The following is a 23,050-nucleotide window of genomic DNA, read 5'->3' on the forward strand; positions in this document are numbered from 1 at the left end:
ATTGTCCCGATCGCTACGATTTACTATTTTTGCTGACGTCGTCGCATCAATATGATGAGCCAAATAATAATCATGAGCAATACCCCGATAATGCCCAACATAATCTTTAGCCAAATTGGCAGCCGTGTCGCTTCAGCAACCGCCCCACCAACTCGTTGCTTAGCTGTCACAGTCAGACCATCATTAAAATGCCATTTACCTTGATCCGTCTTCACATCCGTTACCACCAGATACCGACCGGCTGCTAATGACTGATCAAGCACTGTCATGTGTTGATACTGGCTATCTGGCGCAAAACGCAACCCCGCTTGCGTTTTATCCAAAATCAACTTATCGCCCCGATACAAGCGTGTCCGCACCTGCATGTCATGTTGAAATGCGGGCATCGGATTCTCAAGCGTCGTTTGCAACACATTCTCACCAGTAACCGTTTTGGTTTGCACCCCCACAGAACGCATCTTATCTGGTACATCCCCCTCGTGATTACGAACTAAGACCGCAACTGTATAAGCATATGACTGCTTAATTTGAACACCAGATTCCCCCGAATCATTTGGTGTTTTGCGTTCAGCAAATGTTAAGCCCCCTGCTTTGATCCCATCAAATTGGTTTGCCGGCATATGAATGGTCGTTGCGACCAATTCTTGGCCATGCGGTGGTAGTGTAATGCTCTTAGGCACCGCAACAAGTCGTCGCCAAGCTTTTGATTGCGCCGTTTCATAATCGACTACCCCGTTACGATTGGTTGTCGCCTGGGCTGATTTGATATCAACCGTGATTGGCTTCTCCGTTTCGTTCGTCAATAAAACTTGAACTTTCTTCGCTTGATTAGGTGCCAAAATTAAATCGAAATACCCTGTCGTTTCTGGACGCTGTTCAGCTGCTGCCATGACACGAACTGCAAACGGCATTTCATTCGCTGACGCTGGTGTTCCCCCAAACATCACCGTCAAAATCATTACAACTACTCCCCAAACCAATTTCATCTCATTTACGCTCCTGTTGGTGCTGCGAGGAGCTTATAAACTACCTCACTTGAATAATTACCGGCCAACTTTTTCACCTGACCCGGTACCGTTAACTTAACATCCGCCATCGATAAAGATGATGTGCCATAGCCATCGCCAACTTTAGCACTGGCCAGCCGGGCAAACTCCCCATTCAACGTGATTGCACTCTTTGATGGCATCACTAAAGTGCCTTCAACTGCTGACTTAACCGACATTTCGCCCACGTGTAGCTTAGCCCCCTTTAGCTCAGTGCCAGATGCATGCATGAATGGCGTTGCTTGCCGGATTTGCAATTCCCAACCATCTAACTTTTCACGTTGATCAGTCACCTGAACGTGATTGGCCACTGCCTGACCCGCAAACGTATCGCGCTTAGCCGAATAAGACCGATCCATCAAACTCACTTTTTGGGTTTCAAAACGCCAAGGTGACGCGTAATCAATCGTCAATGGCATCCCCGTCTCACGCATATTCGCTGGTGCTGCTGGATCTTTGGTTTTTGCATCAGTCGGATTTACCCGATCAATAACGATTGGTTCTTCAACCCCCGCAAAGCTTACCGTCGCTGGCACTGTGGCTGTCTCATCCTTTTCAGCTGAAAAAATCGAGCCACCAGTCAACATCGTTAAGCCAACCGTCAATACCGCCAAAGTCGCCCGGCACTTAAACATCATCATGTCAAATTCCCCCATCTTCTATCTCTATGGTCCTGCGACCAATTTAATCTCAAGCTCGGCTTCATAGTCACCGAGCGGTATAACGTCGTGGTCAGCGATTTGCATCTCAAAACGCGTTGCATGCGTTCGCCCCACTTGACCACTCAATATCTCTTGAAACGATTCCGTTATGTTTTGTTGATCCGCCATCAACTGCGGTGAAATGACTTGTCCGGTTACCCGATTTGTAAACGGGCGCGCCAGTCGAAGTTGCACTGCCCAGGATTTCAAAATACTCCCCTGTACTGTCAAAACGCCTGTGCCAGGCAGTGCCGCCGTTCGAACTGATTGACCATATGGTTTAACCACGTTGCCAAACGAGACTGGTGTCATGACCACCTTCATCGGTTCTTCAGCCGGTAAAGGACGCGCCGTTAGTTTATTCAAACTGTCCACCCATGCCGAAACAGCATAGGGTAAATCACTTACGGTTTGCCCGTTACCACGCCCTTTCACGCGCAGCGATTGGATTGAAAATTCTGTTGCGACTGAATTAGTCGTTGTACTGTGTGCGATAAGCTGTTGTAGTTCAAAAGTGCCACGATTCCGTTGATACACAAGTCCCCTCTCCTGTGTATTAACGAAAGCCAATTCAGCTGGTGCGACGATTTTTAGCACCGTCGGCTGACAAAATTCAATCAATGCGGTGGCGCTCGACCCTGTGACAGATAATCGTCCGGCCTTTTTCACCTGTAATCCGCCACCACTCACACCGTTTTGATTTTTATAAACGACGGCCTGTTGTTGCAACCCGGTCAATTGTAATCGACCACCCGATTCTACCGTCACCATTGCAGCATCCGTGTTTCGCCAAAGCAATGCTGGCTGGATGCTCGCAACATCAACCTGGGCACCATCTTGAATAACGACCTGATCATATCCCATATCAATCGGGCCAACGTTTAGACCATCACTTTGTTGCAGAACAGATACAGAAATATGCGCCCCCGATTCTACGGTTAACTGCCCACCACTATCTGTCGCAAAAACGTGACCGCCCGTTTGACCAAAGGCTTCAACAAATCCATCTGATGCAATTTGAATATTTGGTGCGGTAATCATGTCACCGTGTAATCCGTGTAATACTAATTGACCGTTGATAATGACCTCGTCAGCCACTACCATGCGACCCTGATAACCAGGACTCATGGACACATTACTGTCAGGCAATGCCTGGACCCGCCGTGCGTTAATTAAAGGTGTCTCATCGGCACCTGACAACCACAATTCCCCAGCTAACTTAATTTCTCCCAAACTTGTTAGGCTAACCGGTTGCTTGTTCTGTTCAGGTGCAAAAGCTAATTCATAACCATCGCCTATTAATGTGACATCCTGTGTCCGAGGTTCTAATCCTGTCGCAAGGTCGTCAACAATATCCGCTTCCAACCGGATTGTTTGATCCGGTTCGTCCAAATGCCAAGCTTGCTCGAATTCGCGCATCGTTTCCACTTGATGCTCAGCAGCGTGCAAATCATGACTAAACCACATACTTATGACACCCAGCATAACGCCGAATATCAGTCTTCCAATTCTCATCTCACTCCTCCCGTTCAACAAATAGGAATCGTTTACGTGCTTAACTTTATCGGATAGCAACAAACTTCACCACGTCGTTTTTTTCTGTTTTTTTCAAAAAAATCTACTTTTTCTTTGTAAGGTATTGAAAACACTAAAAAGGCCAGTGAAATAATCACTGACCTTTAAATCTGTCTTTTGTAAGTAATACAGCTTGCTCGATGAATTGAGCAAACATTGTTTCATCGGGATAGCGGGTCCAAATGAAGCCTGGTGTTACACCAAATTGCGAAATTTCAACATCTGATATGTAGAAATCGGTATCTGGACGAAATTCATGCGCCACTATCACATTAATCATCGGCGAACGCTTCAACCGATCTTGAATCAATTCTTCAAGTGCCGGCAAATTCGTCATATCAATCACCACGATAATCGCCGGTAAGATGGACTGTTTTGATAAATTCCGAATCATCGCATCTAAATATTCTTCAAACAAGGAATTAACCAGTACCTGCTCATCAAACCCAATTTTCTCCGCCAGATTATGGAGGACCCGCAAAACAAATGCTGTATGAATCGGAAAGTCACGCTGCGCAATTTCCAATTCAGGTGTTGGTCGGTACCCGTAAACGCTAAAATACGCTGTCCGCATATTGATTGCTGAGAGTTGTGATGTCACACGATTCAAGATGCGTTCCGAAAGTTCCTGGTTAAATAACGCTTGGTACTCCGTCTTAACAATGGTTTTAAATCGCGCCAATTTTTTCTGAGCCACTTCCGTCAATAACGACACCGGTACGCTCGAAGCAAACCCAGTTGAGTACAGACTCGCTATCGCAAAATCAGCTTCACGTTCCAAAACAGCTGTTGGTAAAGACACAAACGAGCACATTAACTCAATTAACCCAGCTCGTGTCGCCTGATGTTCAGCATCCCAATTGTCTGAAGCCGTCAACAAGGCTGGAATTTCCTCAGATAATAGATGATGATCGTTAATTAAGCGATAATACCAAATGGTAAATTGCATTCGCATTGCTTGTTTCGTCGTTTCACGTAACGGAATATTAAATAGATTTGCAATTGCATGTACGGCTTGCTCAGTTCGATCGCGCATTTCTGGTGGAAATGGAATCTCATGGTTACCATAGGCTTGCCGCATCAAACCGAAGAAAAATATGCGGATAGTAGTTTCGTTACCGACTAATCCGCTATGCAACGTCAACTTAATATTTGCTTTTTTCAGAACGGCGGCAATTTTACTTTTGGCTGCCCGCGCAATTGGCACACTCGTGTGGTAAGTTTCGGCGAACTGTTCATACGAATCGAACGTTCCGGTAAAAATAACGCCGAGCAATTGCCAAACCACTGATTTTTGTCGGTAATCAAAAGCAACCGTTTTAATATCGACCAACACCGATCGATCAACGATAACCGCTTTTTGCTTTTCGTCATAAATATACGCAGTTCGTTCATTTGGAAAATGCACCACTAAGTCATCGAATAACATCGTAATCGTCGATAACGTTCGATACCGCGACCACCCCAGCGATGTCACAATGCGCTTAATTGGTAAAAAACTATCTGACCGCGTCGCTAAATAGGTCAGTAACGTTAATTTGTCTTGCTCTTTCTTTTCTAACACCCACGTTAATTCATCCATCCCCACACGCCCCCAATCCTTGTATTTAGTGTACGGAACACACGAATTTAGTGCAAGGGGAGACACTTTTTGAAGAAAAGTCGACTTTTTTTGAAATTAGGTGTTGCATGATAAATATCCATCTGGTATATTATTATCTGTTGTTAAGAGCGGTAAGCAATTAACAAAGTTCATGGCCCATTGGTCAAGCGGTTAAGACTCCGGTTTTTCACACCGGCATCCAGGGTTCGACTCCCTGATGGGCTATTACTTTTAACGAAGTAATCAATAAACAATTTCATGGCTCATTGGTCAAGCGGTTAAGACTCCGGTTTTTCACACCGGCATCCAGGGTTCGACTCCCTGATGAGCTATTGCCTTTGTCGATTAGGCATTCAACATTTTCATGGCCCATTGGTCAAGCGGTTAAGACTCCGGTTTTTCACACCGGCATCCAGGGTTCGACTCCCTGATGGGCTATCTTGATAGACATCCAGTTTACTGGGTGTCTTTTTTGTTTCATTTATTCAACTTGAAACAATCAAAAATCATGTTTATAATATTAAATATTGTTATGGAGCTATGGCAGAGTGGTAATGCAGCGGACTCGAAATCCGCCGAACCGGTGTTGAGCCGGCGCACGGGTTCAAATCCCGTTGGCTCCTTCCTAAAAAAGCACGTTTCGAAATTAATCCGAAACGTGCTTTTTGTTTACTATTTTTCTGCTTATTTACTTCTCTTCGGTATCGTCGTTTACTTCAGCAACTTGCGCTTGCTTTGCCCAACGCATACCAAGATAAACTAAGCCAACAAATACCAAGACCGCGACTGACCAAATAGCCACTACTGCTTGCGTACTCAAGCCAGCAGCTCGCTTCAGGAAGTCATTCTTATGCTTTACTTCCTTAGCTGGTGCCTTGGCCGTCGTCTTCGACTTCACTGGCATGTCCACTTCCAATGGTCCGTGCAACGGATCATTAACGGCTCCGTGATGCAACGTTGCATTAGCAGCTGCCGGCACTTGCTTAGCTGGTGCTTGGGTTGCCGTTTGCGTTGTCGCCGGCGTTGTTGCCGTTGGCACGAACACGACCGTTGATACAGCTGGCGTCACAGTTGTTGCGGCTGGTGTCGTAGCTGCCGGTGTGATCGGTGTGCTTGGCGCTGGTGTTGGTGTTGGCGTTGACCCACCGCCATTATTTGGTGCTGGCGTAGGTGTCGTTTGGACAATCAATTGACCAGTAGCTTCACCACCAAACACACCCTTTTCTACGTCAGCCGGTTGACTAACCTTCACGCTATATTGACCAGCGGCCAACTTACCACCGTTAAAGGTCGTATAATCTGAATCGTTTTGGCTAAGTGATACCGTTACCGGTTGACCATTACCAGCGATGTACAAATCGGTTGGGTTGATCTTTTCGGCAGCTAACTTAGTGGCATTCACAACCGCCAAATTATTTGCCTTGAAGTCCAATGATTGGCTTGAAACTTCAATTCGCGTTGCCGTTTCACCGTTTGGCCCCTTCAAAGATAATGGGCGTGTACTGTAATTTGCAGCATCGCTCCAGTCGGTATCATTCTGATCATAATCGACACGCCATGATGTCGCCCCGACAATCTTATCCAAATTACCTGACAAAACACGTTCTGGATTGTAGATAATCGCATCCCCACCAACTACACCATCCGTCGACTTACCTGCCAAAATCAATTGATTCAAGCGGGTCGCGTCATCTTTCCCAAGCGTGATAGTTGGTACAGTCTTGCTGCCATCCTTGTGCGTCAAGGTCACCGGCTTAGCAAAATCTCCTTCAAGTTGCATCTCGCTGGCCATACCCGGCGTGTCCTCTGCGTAGACAGCCAATGCATCACGAGACCCACCCAACAAGTTGGCAGTTCCAGTTACCGTCGTAATACCTTGCAAGGCACCCTTTACCACTGAAGGCTTCTCACCTTGGAAGTAAAGATACGTTTGTTGATTGGCAGTTGAAGCAATTGACGTCCCCTCGCCATTTGGATTCAAAGTCACGCCGTTCAAATAAAGATTGACCTGACCATCTGCTGTTTTCGTTTGTTTTACAGTCCCACCTGCAAAAGTCACCGTGCCATCAATATTTGAAAGCACCTGCGTTCCGTTTGAAATTTTTACCCCGTAGTCTGCTGCTGAAACACTTTGTGCCGCTGGTAATGTAAGTAGGCCTGCGAAGGGTACAATCACCGTCGCCAACATTGCCCCTCTAAACAACCTAGTCACTTTTTCCATTGTCCCCACCTCTTCTAAAAATTGCTTCGTAACTAATTTGTAACAATAGGATACGGCCATTTGCTCTATATTTCACGTGACAACCCTCAAATTCATAAAACGTTCACATAATTCACAAAATAGTCGAAAGCATACAAAAAGACGACCCACGCAGACCGGAAGTGATCTGTGTAGGTCGTCTTTTTTGTCGTTATAAACTCGAATCTTATCTCTATCTAATGTAGCAGATTTTTCAACTTTTCGCTAATGTTTTAATAGTGATTAACGCTTAACATGGCGACCGTGTACCAAGAAGTACCAAACCAAGGCAATAATCGCAAAGGCAATCATCAACTCGTACAATCCTACAAAACCAATACTTGGTTCAATCAAACCAAGCAAGTATGGGCCAACACCAAATGCCAAATCAAAGAAAATAAAGTACGTTGATGTGGCATATGACATACGCTCAGGTGGCACAATCTTCGCAATTGTAGCTTGGGCGGCTGATTGGAAGTTTCCAAACCCAACCCCGATGAAAATCGCAGCCAACACAAAGACCCAAACGTTTGTGACATGGCTCAATAGCACAAAACCAATGGCTAACAAAATCAACCCTGGGTAAATAATGTAGTTTTCGTTCTTTTCATCAGCCAAACGACCTGTAAATGGTCGACTAATGAAAATCACCGCCGCGTAAATCAAGAAGAAGTACTCAGTCACTGATGACATGTGTTGTGCCTTCATAAAGAAACTCAAGTAACTTTGGATGGCTGAGTAAGTCAACGTGGCAATGAATAAGGCAATTGCCAATGGTACTGCCTTAGGCTCCAAAAACTGCTTAAGGCCGGTTGGCTTGTCAGCCGTTTCAACCTTTTTAGCTGTGTGAGCCTTAATATCAACCGCCTGCTTGTGAATCAAAATCGTTGCCAAAAAGGCCAACGCAGCAATCACGGTTTCGACGTTAAACAAGAAGCCATAGCCAATCTTGCTCAAGGCCAATCCCAAGAATGGACCCATTGCTGTGGCAATAACTGTACTCAATGAGAAATATGAAATTCCTTCACTGCGACGCTCTTCCGGTACAACAAACACAACTGCCGTATTTGTAACTGTCCCGATTAGTCCAATCATCATTCCTTGGACAAAACGTAGTACCAATAATGAAATCATTGACGTTGCGACGTGATAAGCCAGCATACTAGGAATCAATACAAAGGCCCCGACCATCATCATCGTCTTAGTTGAAAAGCGTGCGAGCACCGCACCAGACATCATACGCATGACGAGTGAGCCAATAACCACGATACCAACTAGCAAACCACTACTTGCTGTTGATAGATGGAGCACATCGACTGCATATGGCCCAACGGCAACAATCAAACTGTAAAACGTCATCAAAACTAGGAAGTTAATCAGCGCAATTTCAAGAAATGACTGGTTAAAGATCTTGGTTTTTTCGGAATTCATAAAAACCTCTACTTTCAAAATTAAACAAATAAGTGCCCTTTTTTGTTGTGATTAACAAAAAGCGTCGCCTTAGAAAGACGACTTATCTACTTTACGCTTATTTTTAAGAAGTAGCAAACTTAAGTGACCATTCCGTTTGACGCGTCCTTTTCAGAAGCAGATAATGAATTATAGTCTAATTAGAAAGAAGCACATTCATGTCAGCATCTACACCTATGTACCAAGTCATCAGTTATCTGAATGATTTGGACGGGAGCTATGTCTCCCTATTTGCGCCAGACGCCATTGTCTCTGATGTTGCTTCAAAGCAAATCAGTGTCGGGTTGCCTGACATTCAAAGCTATTTTAAGCAATACTTCTTTGCGCATAACGTCCAAACGAGTATTCACTCCGTCGAACCTTTAAATGACGAAGTCCTAGCTCACGTCACCTTCCACGGTGATTTTTCTGACAAATTCGCCCCGGACGGCAATGTCGATGCCACCATTGAATTGGCCGCTACTGGTCACAAGATTCATAAGATGATTATCAAACTAGACGCTGCCTAATGTGGTATGCTTAGTTTACTAATTAATAGAGAGTGAGCAAACACATGGCCACGTATAATTTGACAGACATCCTCGACATCGTAAAGTTGTGGGGTGTTGATTACCCAAACAAGCAAAAGAACCGTGTTAAGTACGACGCGTTCAAGAAGGATCTCCGCAAGAAGATTGAGGAAACATTCGATACCGAGGCTGATGCTTTAGCAGCCGTCACGCCAGAACTAGCCGCACCGGTTAAGCCAAACCCAGTAACTGGTCAAACGACTACTTACTCAGCTCGTCACATCGTTTGGCTGTTCGAACAACCCCTTTTCTTGGTTTGGGTGATTAAGCACAGCGCTCGCCAAGAAGCTTTGCTACCTTTGTTGAAGGCTGAAAAGACGCGTTCTGAAGTTGGCGATACGGAAGAAAACGCCGAAGCAATCATTAATAACTGGCACTAAAAAATAGGATGGTATCTTGAGAAAATCGAGATACCATCCTATTTTGTTTAATCGATAATACGCAAATCCTTTGATGAGTGCGTGAATGAATCAGCACCTGTCTCCGTCATGACAACTGAGTCTTCGATACGAATTCCCAAGTCACCAGGAATGTAGATACCTGGCTCAATTGAGAAGGCCATACCTGGTTGCAAAACCAAATCATTGCCAGTCGCAATTTGAATTGACTCGTGGACTGATGACCCAATACCGTGTCCTAGACGGTGCACGAAGTACTCACCGTAACCAGCCTTGGTAATAACATCACGGGCAATTGCATCCAACTCACCGGCAGTCATACCAGGCTTCGCTTGTGATTGGGCAGCCAATTGGGCTTCCAAGACAACGTTATACACGTCGCGTTGGTGATCAGAAACTGACTTGTAGGCCACCGTACGCGTTGCGTCTGAAACGTAACCTTCGTAAATCGTTCCCAAGTCAAACAAAGCCAAATCGCCGGCCTTCAACAAGGTTGAACCAGTGTCACCGTGTGGTTCAGCTGCGTGCGCACCGAATTGAACCAACGTCTCAAACGACATTCCCACAACACCCATTGACTTCAAGTCATATTCCAACTTGGCCATCACTTGAAGCTCTGAAACGCCTTCTTGCAATGCAGCAAAGGCAAATTCAAAGGCACGATCCGCATCATCACCAGCCTTGTGCATCTTAGCAATTTCGTCTGGCGTCTTAATCAAGTGCATTTCAGTCATCAATGGTGACAAGTCAGCCACAAACTTGGCGTCTGGTACAGCCGTTTGCAACAACGCAGCACGGTCCAACGTCATTTGTGCCTTTTCAACGGCCCACTTAGTTGCGTGCGTCGTGTGTTGCTTAATATAGTTAGCAATCATTTGGTACGGTTGCTCGTGGTCTTGGTAACCGTAAACAGGATGCGTCCAACCGGCACCCTTTACCGCCTCGACTTCGAGTGCTGGCGCAAAAATAAACGGCTCATCTTGTGGAAAGACAACCAACGCCAAAACACGTTCGATTGGGTCAGATTCAAAGCCTGTCAAATAGGCAATTGAATGAAAATCTGAGAAGTAGGCGACGTCCAATTCATTGTCGTTCAACCATGATTGGATTTTTGTAAGTTTTTCAGTCATCTGAAATCCCCTCTTGTTTCACTTTTCTATCATTGTACACTCATTTTCAGAAAATGACGCAATAGACCGATTATTTATGCTAAACTATTAACTTGTGATGTATCGAATGTTCTCATGAAAACATTTTATGAAAGCATGATACAATAACCTTGTAACCGTTTGCAGATATGCAATTCGGTAAATGACTGAAAAGTTATGAAAAAGACAAAAATTCTGTATGAGAGATATTTAAAGGAGCATCAGCATGGAAAAGCAGACCATCACGATTTATGACGTGGCCCGCGAAGCGAAAGTCTCAATGGCGACCGTTTCACGTGTTGTCAATGGCAACGCCAACGTTAAGCAAGAAACGAAAGAAAAGGTTGAAGCCGTTATCGAACGACTTGGTTACCGTCCCAACGCCGTTGCCCGTGGCTTGGCCTCACGTCGTACGACGACAATTGGTGTCGTAATTCCCGACGTGACCGACCACTACTTCGCTGAATTGGCTCGTGGAATCGATGACGTCGCTGCCATGTACCACTACCAAATCATCTTGGCTAACTCAGATGAATCTGACACCAAGGAATTGCAAGTTTTGGAAAACCTATTGAGCAAGCAAGTTGACGGTATTATCTTCATGGGTAATTTGATTGACGATGATATCCGCAAGGAATTTGCTAAGGCTGATGTACCAATCGTTTTGGCTGGCTCAGTTGATGACGTAACTGATCAACCTTCTGTAAACATTGACTACACAAGTGCCATCGGCGAAGCAACGACCAAGTTGTTGAAGAACGGTCACAAGCGTGTTGCCTTTGTGACGGGAAGCTTGGATCACGGTATCAACCGCGAATACAAGCTTAAGGGTTACATGAATGCTTTGGCTGTTGCTGGTGTTGATTACGATGAATCACTTGTTATTCAAGGTGATTACGACTATCAATCAGGCTACCAAATGGCTGAAATGGTCCGTGACGCTAAGGCAACAGCCGCTGTTGTTGTTAACGACGAAATGGCTGCTGGCTTGTTGAACGCGATGACTGATGCTGGTGTTAAGATGCCTGAAGACTTTGAATTGATTACCAACAACAACTCAAAGTTGGCTGTTATGACGCGTCCACAAATGTCTTCAATTACGCAACCTATCTACGACCTTGGTGCCGTTGCTATGCGTATGTTGACGAAGTTGATGAACCGTGAAGAATTGGCTGTTAAGAACATTATCTTGCCACACGGTTACGTTGATCGCGACTCAACGAAGCAATAATGACTACAAAAAAGAGGAACGACTTAGCGGTCGTTCCTCTTTTTGCGTCTCATTAAGCTTCTTCTGACAAGCCCTTCTTGTTCGTCTCAGACAAACCACCCTCGGGTTCCAAAACTTCAGCCGTTACTTGCTTTGCTTCTTCAACCGCAACTGGTTCTTCCAAGTCTTCAAATGCTTCTGACAATGAAGGTGCCGTTGGATCCAAGACGATATCAATGTCTTCATCTTCAAGCTCAGGTGCTACCTTAGCACGAACTTGATCCTTCACTTCGCTAGCCTTTGACTTTGCTTGATCAGCCAAATCTTGTGCTTGCGCCTTCAAATCATCAGCCTTCGCACGCAAACCGGCCGTCTTCTCGTCAGCTTGCGCCTTAAGTTCATCGGCCTTGGCACGCAAGCCAGCTGTCTTCTCATCAGCTTGCGCCTTCAAGTCAGCTACCTTGCCATCCAAGCCCTTCTCGGCAACAAAATCGTCAGCGCGATCACGAACAGATGCCACCGCATCAGTTGCTGCATATGTGTAATCAACCGCCTTGTCGCGAACGTCAACAACGATGTCGTCAACCTTAGCCTTCAACTTTTCTTGTTCTGCTGGTGACAAGCTCTTGAAGTAGGCGTATCCAGCCGCAGCTGCTACACCACTAAACAACAATCCTGCCAAAAATCCTTTTCCCTTAGACATGGTTAATACCCTCCTAATTTATATCTGATTACTTTGTCGTTGATGATTGTGCCTTGCGCGCCTTGCGGAATCCATTAACCGCTGAGAACGCTGAAGCAACACCAGCCCCACGTGAAGCAGCTGTTGACTTAACCTTCCCCGTCAAGTTGTGCGTTGCCGCATTCAACTCAGACACAGATGTCCCCAAATCTGCCACCGCTTGGAAAGCCGGATCAATTGTCGCTACCTTGCCATTAACATCGTTCAACAATGTGTTTGCGTTAGCTAAAATGTCGTTTGCCTCACGTGCAATGATATCCACATCACGCGTAATGACCCCCAAAGTGCGTGTCAATCGAACCAAGAATAGCCCGATAAACAAGACCAACAACAATACCGCCACCGCAATGATAATCAACGCGATTTGACCTGCTGTCATAGTTATTCCTCCAAGTTTCTTTATAGGTCTTATTCTAACTGTTTAAGCGCTTCCTTTCAATGAAAGTGATTTTAATGATATACGGCTGTATTGTGTATGAATTACGCATCTTATCAAAATGTTTCGGTTTTCCTTCACAGACTCTGTCACAAACGGCATAAAAACGTTACAAACGGGTTAAAAACCCTTAAAAAACATTGAACTGCTCACAGTTTTTTGATAGATTGATAAGCGTTCGTTTGTGCACAGAAATGTGCAAACATTTGTTCTGGTTAAACAGTTAAAAATTATTTTCACATTTGGAGGAATTATGGACCACTCATTAGTCGTACGTTTGTTCGCCGAGTTCTTCGGAACAGCGTTCTTGGTTTTGTTGGGTAACGGATCAGTTGCCAATACCGAGTTGAAGAATACAAAGGGAGCTGAAACTGGTTGGTTGAACATCGCCGTTGGTTACGGAGCCGGTGTTGCCATCCCAGCTATGGCTTTCGGTGCTTTCTCAGCTCAAATCAACCCTGCCTTTACGTTGGCCTTGGCCGTTGTCGGTGACTTCCCATGGTCAGAAGTTTTGCCTTACATCATCGCGCAAGTTTTGGGTGCTATGTTCGGTCAACTTTTGGTTGTCGCTGCCTACAAGCCATACTTCGATTTGACGACAAACGTTGACGCGGTCTTCGCCCCATTCTCAACGACTGACGCTGCTAACTCACGCTTCAACGGATTCATCAACGAATTTGTTGGAACATTTGTTTTGGTATTCGCCGCTTTGGGAATTACGTCATCAACTGAATACAAGGGTATTGCCGGTTTGGCATTGGGTGTCCTTGTTGCAACGTTGGTTACGTCATTGGGTGGTGCAACCGGTCCTGGTTTGAACCCTGCGCGTGACTTCGGTCCACGTTTGGTTCACGCCTTGTTGCCATTGAAGTTTAAGGGATCATCACACTGGGAGTATGCATGGGTTGCCGTTTTGGCACCTATCGCTGGTGGTATCCTTGCCTCAACTTTGTGGTGGACATTGTTTAAGTAAGAACAGTTAATTAAAAGACGCTGACTTCAGAAATTTGAAGTCAGCGTCTTTTTTTAGTTCTTATGCCAATTCATTAACAAGTGCTTCGAACTCGTTCAAACGTTCCTCGAAGACCTTGAATGTATCTTGTAGGTAATCTGGCTTGGTCATATCCAAACCAGCCTTCTTCATCACATCAATTGGGAATGCTGATGATCCAGCTTGCAAGTATTCCTTGTAAGCAGCGACTGCAGGCTCACCTTCAGTCAAAATCTTATCAGCCATCGCCGTCGCAGCTGCGAAACCAGTTGCATATTGGAAGACATAGAAGTTGTAGTAGAAGTGTGGAATACGCTCCCATTCGTGGGCGATTTCCTCATCAAACGTCAATTCTGGTCCATAGTAACGACGGTTCATCTCACCATATGCTTCATCCAAAACATCAGCTGTCAAAGGTGTTCCTTCAGCATCTGTTACGTGCATCCATTGCTCAAATTCAGCAAATTGGGTTTGACGGAAGACTGTTCCCTTCACGCCATCCAAGTATTGATTCAAGATGTATGCGCGTAGCTTCTTATCATCAACCGTCTTCAACAAGTAATCCGTCAACAAGTTTTCGTTGGTTGTTGAGGCAATTTCAGCCAAGAAAATTGGGTAGTCACCGTAGTGGTATGGTTGGTTTTGACGCGTGTAGTATGAGTGCACTGAGTGACCCATTTCGTGAACAAGCGTGCTCAAGTTGTTCAAATTATCCACCCAGTTCAACAAAATGAATGGGTTCGTGTCATATGAACCACCTGAATAAGCACCTGAACGCTTACCCTTGTTTTCAATCACATCAATCCAACGACTGTCAAAGGCCTTGTTCACAATATCAAGGTAATCATCCCCCAATGGTGACAAAGCCTTCAACGCTTCAGCTTGGGCTGACTCATAATCAATGTCATAATCTGGTTCACCCAAAATTGGCGTGTAAAGATCGTATGAGTGTAGTTCATCCAAGCCCAACAACTTCTTACGCAAGCCAACATAACGGTGCAACAATGGCAACGCCTTGTTAACCTCAGCCACCAAGGTATCATAAACGACTTCAGGCACGTGGTTACCAGCCAAGGCAGCTTCACGCGCATTGTCATAGTGGTGCGCAGCGGCCATGAAGTTCTGCCCCTTTACGTGGTTACCAATCAATGAGGCAAACGTGTTTTCCAAAGCCATGTATGACTTGTAGAATGTTTGGAACGCGTTCTTACGGATTTCAGGATTCGTTGACTCCAACAAACGTGAGTATACACCGTTAGACAACGTCTCCATTTCACCGTTTTCGTTTTCAACAGCATCGAATGCAATATCAGCGTTGTCCAATACGCCAAAGGTACGTTGTGAGGCACCAAAGACATCACCCGCGGCTGCCAACAGTGACTCTTGTTCAGTTGGCAAGACGTGACCTTGTTGCGTCAAAATACTGTCAAAGTAGTGCTTGTAGTCTTGCAACTTAGGTTCAGCCGCGAAGAATTCTGACAATTCCTCTTCTGACAAGCTCAAAACGGCAGGGTCAAAGAAGGCAATCGCAGCTGACACACGGGCAGCCAATGACTCAGCCATGTTGTTCAAGCCTTGGTAGTACGTGTTCGCCGTGTCTTGGTCAGACTTCATTGAGGCATAAACGTACAACTTTTCCAAATCTTGCATCAAGCCCAAGCCGTATTGCAACGCATTGTACAAATCCGTTGCCGAATTCGTCACGTTCGCTGCAAAGAACTCAGCTGACTCAAGACGGTCTTCCAAATCTGCGAAGGCATCTTCCCACGCTTCGTCAGAGGCAAAGATTGTTGATAGATCCCAAGTCATTGACTCAGGCAACTCTTCGCGCAATGGTAATTCTTTTGCCATAATAGCTAACCTCATTTCAACTTTATAGTTGTTATTCTACACTTTGGGTTACGAAGTTGCACGTAGTAACGGAGGAGCTAATCTAACACCGCAAATTTATGTTGGTAATCCGGGTACCATTCTGGCGCTCGGTTCAACCAAACCCGGTCACCCTGTCGTGTAATCACATCCGCCACCTGCCATTCCTGTAACAATTGATTCAACCATAAACTAACGGCCTCGTCTTGTTTGGTGGCACCAAATTCAAACCAAGCCTGCTGAATCAACACTTCCTGTAGTTGTTCAATAGTCTGCGGTCCTTTTTCTAACGCCAACAAAACCGCTAATGACAACTCCCATTGCGTTGCACGCCCACCACCCGGCATTGCATTCAGACGATGACAAATCCACGGCATCCCCACTAAACTACGTCCTAAACGATATAATCGTTTCTGCCAACGTCGACTAATGTCTGCACGTTGCGTCGCTAGCTGTTGCAATTTCAATAATTGGCGATACGGATCGCCGACATCTTTTTGACCAACCCGATTACGACAATCAAGGCGCCACCATGACTGCCACTCAACACGATTGTTTTTTGGTCGCCAAAAGGCCACCTGTAAACTGTCACCACGAATCCGGGCAAACTTGGCCCAGGTGGCTTGTTGTAACTTTTTCTGCTGATAAGTTGGTCCCAATACCCAAACGACATCCATCCCCAACGACTCAAACCCACGTGACCGTTCGGAAATTCGTTGGGCCGTTATTGGGGCGCATTGAAACTCAACCGCGATTTTTACATTATTGAAGGTCACAACTAAATCCGGGCGTTGCTGAATATCTGGTAGCCAAACTTCCAATTCAACCGTGCCACCAATATTTTCAAAAAAATCAGCCAATTGTAATTTACCCAACAAATGATCGCGTGATTCTCCCTCAGCCAACGATTGGCAATCACGTAAGGTTACGTGTGAAAAATGTGGTGTTTTAATCGTCCCTTGTTTCAGTTGCACCTCACCCTCACAACCGGGACAAACGTAAACAGTCGTTTTCACCGCCACATCGGCTTTCACCAGTTCTACTGACCCATGCTTCTTTGCTATAAACATATGCATCCTCCTAGTAATAAAGAGGTGCAGCCGGCCATATTTTCCAATCGACTTTTTGACAAAAGAAAAAGACTTATAAGTCATCTGACCTATAAGTCTTAATTCTTAATCAACTTGATTAGTTAGTTGCTTCTTCCAACTTTTCAATGTCTTCAGCTGATGGCTCTGCATCAACTTGCTCTTCAGCAAGCAAGACCTTGTCGTACTTACGAGCAAATGGCAAGTAAGTGAATCCAGTCATCACAAGCATCAAAGCTTGCCACAAAGCACCTTGCCATCCACCGACAATCAAACCAGAAATAATGGCTGGCGTCGTCCAAGGAACATACATTCCGTTAAATGGTGGGATGATACCGAAGTAAATTGCAAAGTAAGTAGCGAATCCTGAGATAAGTGGCGTCAAGATAAATGGTACGGCTAGCAATGGGTTCAATACCAATGGCAAACCGAACAAAATTGGCTCGTTGATGTTGAACAAAGCAGGAACGATTTCCAACTTACCCAACGTCTTCATTTGAACTGACTTGGCGCGTACCAACATGAACACAACCAAACCAATCGTCATACCTGAACCAGTAACCGTGATAAATTGGTCCATGAAGGCTTGCGTAACGATGTGACCACCGTTCTCCAACGTCAACTTTCCAGCCTTGTACAAAGCCAAGTTGTCGGCGTTGTTAGCCAATAGCAATGGCGTCATGATACCACCAACGATGGTTGCACCGTGGACACCGAAGAACCACAAGAACACTGGCAAGAAGGCAACAACGACAACACCCAAAGGTCCGTCAGTTGCGTGTTGCAAAGGTGTTTGGATCGTCGTGTAAATCCACTCTACCAAAGTCGTGTTGAATCCCAACTTGAAGATTCCGTAAACAGCAGTTGCAATCGTTACGATAGCAGCACCTGGCACCAAAGCCGTAAATGATGCTGCAACGTTAGCTGGCACTTGTTCAGGCAACTTGATTGTGAAGCCCTTCTTCATGAACCATGAGTAACCCCAACCAACAAGCAAACCAACGATGATGGCAACGATCATTCCCTTACCACCAAGCCAAGCCTTGTCGATAACACCTGACACTTGCCAAGCAGTTGACGTCTTGTCTGGGTCAGCAATGTTCGTTACAGACTTGATTGTGTCTGGTTGCAACAAGATGTCGACAACAACGGCCAACAAACCGGCTGATACACCTTCGTATCCTTCATCGCGAACCCATGAGTAGGCGATTCCGAATACGGCAAACAAAGCCATGATTCCAAATGATGCGTTATTTGCTTGCAAGAAGATAGGTCCTAGGCCAATCTTATCCAAGTAATCCGCAATTGGTTGGTATGGGAATTGTCCCAAGATCAAGAAAATAGCTCCAATAACGATGAATGGAATTGGGTAAAGCATACCATTCTTAATCGCTGTAACCGCCTTCGTGTTAACGAATTTCATTACCGGCGGCAACAACTTTTCATTAATAAATGTATTCATGTTATTATCCTCATTCTATGAATATATAGTATAAATTTTTAAAACCGATAGTTAACACCAATCCTCTATTAGAATTACCCCAAATCCTCTCCGTTTGAGGCAATCACTTGTTGATACCACTTGAATGAATCCTTGCGGTAACGCTTACCTGATCCTTGACCCATGTCATCCAAATCAACGTAGATGAAGCCATAACGCTTCAACATTTCACCCGTTGAGGCTGACACGATATCAATTCCTGACCATGGCAAGTAACCAATCAACGGAATACCATCTAAGACAACAGCACGTTCCATTGATTCGATGTGACCTTGGAAGTATGCAATGCGGTAGTCGTCATGGACTTCGCCATTTTCTTCCAACTTGTCATAAGCACCAAAGCCGTTTTCAACGATGAACATTGGCTTTTGCCAACGATCCCACATCCAGTTCATAGCCCAACGGACACCAACTGGATCGATTTGCCAGCCCCAATCTGACTTTTGCAAGAATGGGTTGTCGCCGTGGTTTGCTTCTTCATCGTATTCCAACCACTCGTCACCGGTATCTGAAACCGTCCATGACATGTAGTATGAGAATGCGACATAGTCGACTGTATTCTCTGCCAAAATCTTTTCATCTTCCGGCGTAATATCAATCTTGAAGCCCTTGTGCGCCCAGAACTTCTTCAACCAGTTTGGATACTTACCGTTGGCGTGCACATCACCCCAGAAATAACGGGTTTGCATCGCACGCTCAGCCATCAAAATATCTTCTGGCTTTGATGACGCTGGATAAACCGGGTTCATGGCAATCATGTCCCCAACCAACAACTTGCAACCCTTTTCACGGGCGATTTCGTGGGCACGCTTCGTTACCAAAGCTGATGCCAACAATTCGTAGTGTGATGCTTGATACATCAACTCTTGCGCTTCATCCTCGCTGTAAACCTTCAACCCTGAGTTTTGCAACATTGGGTGTGGATCCATCCATGATGTTTGGTTGTTGATTTCGTTAAACGTCATCCAGTACTTAACACGGTCGCCGTAACGACGAATAACCGTGTCCGCAAACTTCACAAAGAAGTCGATTACTTGGCGGTTACGGAAACCACCGTACTCTGTTACCAAGTGAAGCGGCATTTCAAAGTGACTCAACGTCAAGACAGGTACGATATCATTTTCAATCATCGCATCAATCATCTTGTCGTAGTAACGCAATCCTTCTTCGCTAGGCAACACATCATCACCATTTGGATAGATACGTGTCCAAGCAATTGAAGTTCGGAATGCCTTAAGACCAAGTTCCTTCATCAACTTAAAGTCTTCTGGGTAAGTGTGATAGAAATCAATCCCACGGTGGTTAGGATAGTTACCATCTGGCAATACTTCATCCGTCACCTCACGTGCCACACCGTGCTTACCAGCTAGCATGACGTCCGCGATTGAGACTCCTTTATCATCCACGTCCCAGGCACCTTCAAGTTGGTGAGCCGCAACAGCCGCTCCCCACAGGAACCCGTCAGGCATTTTATAGCCTTTGACCATTACTTACCCTCCAAAGCATCGACGCGCTTCATCAATTCAATCAACTCAACGGCCATGTCACGGAACGTAATTGCGTTCATCAAGTGGTCCTGTCCGTGAACCATGTACAAGTCAACTTCGGTGTGCTCCCCTTGTGCTTCCTTAGTCAACATGTCAGTTTGAACGTCGTGGGCAGCCTTCAATTCTTCGTTAGCTGCCTTCAAAGCTTCTTCAGCTTCGTCGTACTTGTGCTCCTTCGCAAATTGAATTGCTTGGTATGCTTGTCCCTTAGCGTTTCCACCGTGCATGATCAAGCCCATTACGACTTCCATACGTGCGTCATCCATAATTATTCCCCCATATGCTAATGACTGACTGGTCATTACGCTACCAGTCAGTCAAACCGTCATTTGTTACTGCTCAAATCGTGTTACATCATTGCTTCGGCTGCTGCCAAAACCTTGTCACCCTTCATCATGCCGTAGTCCATCATGTTGATAACATCCATTGGAATACCAGCTTCGTCAGTCTTCTTCTTAACATCGTTCTTCAAGTAACCGACTTGAGGTCCAAGCAACAATACGTCAGGCTTGTGATCTGATGCCAACTCTGCATCAATATCTGACGTTGACTTTGCAAAAATCTCGTAGTCCTTACCTTCAGCCTTAGCTGCATCTTGCATACGCTTAACCAACATTGAAGTTGACATTCCTGCCGCACATGCCAACATAATCGTCTTGTCTGCCATAATTATTTCCTCCAGAAATACCTTTAATAAAAATTTTTTAGAATTAAATTACAAGTCCACACCGTGTGAGGCGATTACTTGCTTATACCAATCAAATGAATCCTTGCGCAAACGTTCGCCTGAACCTTCGCCCATGTCATCCAAGTCAACATAAATGTAACCGTAACGCTTACTCATTTCACCAGTACCAGCTGACACAATGTCAATTGGTCCCCATGATAGGTAACCGATTACTGGGATACCATCCATCACAACTGCCTTTTCAACTTCAGCAACGTGCGCCTTCAAGTAATCGATACGGTATTGGTCATGAACCTTACCATCAACTACTTCGTCGTAAGCACCAAAGCCATTTTCAACAATCATGATTGGCAAACCTGGGTACAAGTCGTTCAATTCGTTCAACGTGTAACGCAAACCTTGTGGGTCGATTGCCCAACCCCAATCTGAAACTTGTACTTCAGGATTTGGCACGATTTCATAACCATGTAGGTTATCGAATTCTGCATCATCATCTGACGTTGCCTTAATCACGAATGAGTTGTAATAAGAAATTGCCAAGTAATCAACCGTTCCGGCGCGAAGTGCTTCGCGATCTTCTTCAGTGATATCAGGGCGCATCCCAGTACGCTTTGCGAAGGCTTCAAATTCCGCTGGATACTCACCACGAACGTGAACATCTGAGAACCAGCCACGTGCTTGACGGGCCTTTTGTACCGCCAACATGTCAGCTGGCTTTGATGAAGCTGGGTACAATGGCGCAACGTTCAACATGCCACCGATGACGAAATCAGGGTTAATCGCATGTCCGATTTCAACGGCCTTAGCACTGGCTACCAATTCATAGTGACCAGCTTGGACCATCGCTGCTAACTTTTCTTCGGCTGGCGTACCCTCTGGGAACTTCAAACCTGAATTCGTCCAGATCATGAATTCGCCCATCGTTTCGTCAGTCAAGTTAGCTTGATTTGAAATTTCGTTGTGCGTCATCCAGTACTTCACCTTGTCCTTGTAACGAGTGAAAACTGTTTCAGCGTACTTTACGAAGAAATCAATCAAACGACGATCAGACCAACCACCATATTCAGTTACCAAATGGTATGGCATTTCAAAGTGGTTCAATGTGATAACTGGCTCAATTCCAAGACGATTCATTTCATCGAACATATCATCGTAGAATTGCAATTCTTCTTCATTTGGCGTTGCATCATCGCCATTTGGGAAGATACGCGTCCAAGCAATCGAAGTACGGAATGCCTTAAAGCCCATCTCGGCCATCAAAGCCAAGTCCGCCTTGTAAGTATCATAGAAGTAGATACCGTGATGGTTAGGATAATTCAATCCCTCGATCACACCATCTGTGATTTCACGTGGCTTCCCGTGAGCCCCGGCAGTCAAGATATCTGCAATTGAGACACCCTTACCACCGACGTTCCAAGCACCCTCGGCTTGGTGTGCTGCAATCGCACCACCCCACAAGAAATCATCATTCAACTTTAGTCCCATAATATCCCCCTATTCGGTTACGTAAAGTGAAAACCCAACGTCGCAAATAATTTAATGTAAGCGTTTACATTCACAATTTACTGCTTCGTTGTAACAACTATATTACAGATATATTTTGTAAAAGTTTCGAACAAAAAGACTAAAGTATGAATTCTGATGGTTATAGTCTGTGATTAAGTTGTAAGTTTTTTTATGAACAATCCCAAAATAGCAACAATGAAAGCGTTTACTACTAAATGAGGCACATTCTTATCTGATACATTGCCCACCTTTTCATTTGTAAAACTTTTGCAACAAACAGTGCTTTTTGGCGTAATTCTTTTTCTTTAATTTATAAGATTTATATATGGTCGAGTGTTTTGGTTTGTGGTGTTTTATTTGGTAGTAAGTGTCCGTCCTGACGGCCGGAGTGCTTGGCCCCTTCTAGGGCACGCTAACACGTCCAGACCATGACCTGCAGGGAGCGGAGTCCACGCCGTTGGCGCGTACGCCTTTACCTCCCGTGGCTCTAAGCGGTAAAACCGCTAAGAACCCACACCTGCGGGTCAAGGTCTGCACGTGTCTATACGCGTGGCGGGGCCAAGCACAGCAGCCAAGCAATACTATGTTTTTTGGATGATCATCCACCACAAAACCGTAGGGTGAACGGTTTCCCCATTTCTTTCCAGGTGGATGATAATCCGAAACTGACTAGAACATCCTGGCTGCTGGCATGGTGGGTATGGGGGCGGGGGTTCGGAGCTC

The 23,050-nt window shown here is 45.3% G+C and carries 20 protein-coding genes and 4 tRNA genes; 8 read left to right on the forward strand and 16 right to left on the reverse strand.

The window, feature by feature from the left end; translation table 11 throughout:
- Positions 1-23 precede the first annotated feature (23 nt).
- From ACAW68_06705 to ACAW68_06720, 4 genes are all read right to left on the reverse strand, one after another.
- Positions 24-986: a WxL protein peptidoglycan domain-containing protein gene (locus ACAW68_06705; GenBank protein XGA15170.1), complete on the reverse strand. Its 963-nt coding sequence runs from the start codon at positions 984-986 to the stop codon at positions 24-26.
- Positions 987-991: 5 nt separating this feature from the next.
- Positions 992-1,687, reverse strand: coding sequence for a WxL domain-containing protein (locus tag ACAW68_06710; GenBank protein XGA15171.1), 696 nt, complete (start codon positions 1,685-1,687; stop codon positions 992-994).
- Between the two features lie 24 nt (positions 1,688-1,711).
- A complete protein-coding gene (locus ACAW68_06715) occupies positions 1,712-3,262 on the reverse strand; it encodes a hypothetical protein (protein XGA15172.1) in 1,551 nt (516 codons plus the stop codon).
- A 154-nt stretch (positions 3,263-3,416) separates the two neighbouring features.
- The gene (locus ACAW68_06720) at positions 3,417-4,904 is read right to left on the reverse strand and encodes a helix-turn-helix domain-containing protein (protein ID XGA15173.1); all 1,488 of its coding nucleotides are present in this window, start codon (positions 4,902-4,904) and stop codon (positions 3,417-3,419) included.
- Between the two features lie 174 nt (positions 4,905-5,078).
- Between ACAW68_06720 and ACAW68_06725 the strand changes: the two genes are divergently transcribed.
- From ACAW68_06725 to ACAW68_06740, 4 genes are all read left to right on the forward strand, one after another.
- Positions 5,079-5,150: transfer RNA gene (locus ACAW68_06725), tRNA-Glu, on the forward strand.
- Positions 5,151-5,185: 35 nt separating this feature from the next.
- Positions 5,186-5,257 (forward strand) — tRNA-Glu (locus ACAW68_06730).
- 34 nt (positions 5,258-5,291) lie between these two features.
- Positions 5,292-5,363, forward strand: a tRNA-Glu gene (locus tag ACAW68_06735).
- A gap of 96 nt (positions 5,364-5,459) precedes the next feature.
- Positions 5,460-5,548 (forward strand) — tRNA-Ser (locus ACAW68_06740).
- A 65-nt stretch (positions 5,549-5,613) separates the two neighbouring features.
- Here ACAW68_06740 and ACAW68_06745 read toward each other — a convergent pair.
- Positions 5,614-7,146, reverse strand: coding sequence for a hypothetical protein (locus ACAW68_06745; protein ID XGA15174.1), 1,533 nt, complete (start codon positions 7,144-7,146; stop codon positions 5,614-5,616).
- Positions 7,147-7,407: 261 nt separating this feature from the next.
- On the reverse strand, positions 7,408-8,595 hold the full coding sequence (locus ACAW68_06750) for an MFS transporter (protein ID XGA15175.1): 1,188 nt from the start codon (positions 8,593-8,595) through the stop codon (positions 7,408-7,410).
- A gap of 197 nt (positions 8,596-8,792) precedes the next feature.
- Here ACAW68_06750 and ACAW68_06755 point away from each other — a divergent pair, with 197 nt between their 5' ends.
- Positions 8,793-9,143, forward strand: a complete 351-nt coding sequence (locus ACAW68_06755; protein XGA15176.1) for a hypothetical protein — start codon at positions 8,793-8,795, stop codon at positions 9,141-9,143.
- A gap of 44 nt (positions 9,144-9,187) precedes the next feature.
- Positions 9,188-9,583 carry a hypothetical protein gene (locus ACAW68_06760; GenBank protein ID XGA15177.1) on the forward strand — a complete coding sequence of 132 codons (396 nt, stop codon included), beginning with the start codon at positions 9,188-9,190 and terminating at the stop codon, positions 9,581-9,583.
- Positions 9,584-9,630: 47 nt separating this feature from the next.
- Here the strand turns inward: ACAW68_06760 and ACAW68_06765 are convergent, their stop codons facing one another.
- Complete coding sequence (locus ACAW68_06765; GenBank protein XGA15178.1) at positions 9,631-10,731, reverse strand: M24 family metallopeptidase; 1,101 nt, start codon at positions 10,729-10,731, stop codon at positions 9,631-9,633.
- Between the two features lie 244 nt (positions 10,732-10,975).
- On the opposite strand from ACAW68_06765, the gene ccpA reads away from it, so the two are divergent.
- Positions 10,976-11,980, forward strand: coding sequence for a catabolite control protein A (gene ccpA, locus ACAW68_06770; protein XGA15179.1), 1,005 nt, complete (start codon positions 10,976-10,978; stop codon positions 11,978-11,980).
- Positions 11,981-12,032: 52 nt separating this feature from the next.
- On the opposite strand, the gene ACAW68_06775 is transcribed toward ccpA, so the two are convergent.
- Both ACAW68_06775 and ACAW68_06780 read right to left on the reverse strand, forming a co-directional pair.
- Positions 12,033-12,662 (reverse strand): hypothetical protein, encoded by a 630-nt coding sequence (locus ACAW68_06775; GenBank protein XGA15180.1) that lies wholly within the window; start codon positions 12,660-12,662, stop codon positions 12,033-12,035.
- A 28-nt stretch (positions 12,663-12,690) separates the two neighbouring features.
- Positions 12,691-13,080 carry a DUF948 domain-containing protein gene (locus ACAW68_06780; GenBank protein XGA15181.1) on the reverse strand — a complete coding sequence of 130 codons (390 nt, stop codon included), beginning with the start codon at positions 13,078-13,080 and terminating at the stop codon, positions 12,691-12,693.
- Positions 13,081-13,390: 310 nt separating this feature from the next.
- On the opposite strand from ACAW68_06780, the gene ACAW68_06785 reads away from it, so the two are divergent.
- Positions 13,391-14,110, forward strand: a complete 720-nt coding sequence (locus ACAW68_06785; GenBank protein XGA15182.1) for an MIP/aquaporin family protein — start codon at positions 13,391-13,393, stop codon at positions 14,108-14,110.
- Positions 14,111-14,170: 60 nt separating this feature from the next.
- Here ACAW68_06785 and pepF read toward each other — a convergent pair whose 3' ends face one another.
- The 7 genes from pepF to ACAW68_06820 form a co-directional block, all read right to left on the reverse strand.
- Entirely contained in the window at positions 14,171-15,979 is a 1,809-nt protein-coding gene (gene pepF, locus ACAW68_06790; protein XGA15183.1) for an oligoendopeptidase F, read from the reverse strand.
- Between the two features lie 77 nt (positions 15,980-16,056).
- Complete coding sequence (locus ACAW68_06795; protein XGA15184.1) at positions 16,057-17,067, reverse strand: competence protein CoiA; 1,011 nt, start codon at positions 17,065-17,067, stop codon at positions 16,057-16,059.
- Positions 17,068-17,185: 118 nt separating this feature from the next.
- Positions 17,186-18,547, reverse strand: coding sequence for a PTS sugar transporter subunit IIC (locus ACAW68_06800; GenBank protein XGA15185.1), 1,362 nt, complete (start codon positions 18,545-18,547; stop codon positions 17,186-17,188).
- Between the two features lie 74 nt (positions 18,548-18,621).
- Positions 18,622-20,073 carry a 6-phospho-beta-glucosidase gene (locus ACAW68_06805; protein ID XGA15186.1) on the reverse strand — a complete coding sequence of 484 codons (1,452 nt, stop codon included), beginning with the start codon at positions 20,071-20,073 and terminating at the stop codon, positions 18,622-18,624.
- Positions 20,073-20,399, reverse strand: a complete 327-nt coding sequence (locus tag ACAW68_06810; protein ID XGA15187.1) for a PTS lactose/cellobiose transporter subunit IIA — start codon at positions 20,397-20,399, stop codon at positions 20,073-20,075. Before ACAW68_06810 ends, ACAW68_06805 begins: the two co-directional genes overlap by 1 nt.
- Before the next feature lie 83 nt (positions 20,400-20,482).
- On the reverse strand, positions 20,483-20,800 hold the full coding sequence (locus ACAW68_06815; GenBank protein XGA15188.1) for a PTS sugar transporter subunit IIB: 318 nt from the start codon (positions 20,798-20,800) through the stop codon (positions 20,483-20,485).
- 48 nt (positions 20,801-20,848) lie between these two features.
- On the reverse strand, positions 20,849-22,306 hold the full coding sequence (locus tag ACAW68_06820; protein ID XGA15189.1) for a 6-phospho-beta-glucosidase: 1,458 nt from the start codon (positions 22,304-22,306) through the stop codon (positions 20,849-20,851).
- Between the last annotated feature and the right edge of the window lie 744 nt (positions 22,307-23,050).

The organism is Weissella confusa (assembly GCA_041871065.1).
GTDB classification, from domain to species: domain Bacteria; phylum Bacillota; class Bacilli; order Lactobacillales; family Lactobacillaceae; genus Weissella; species Weissella confusa_A.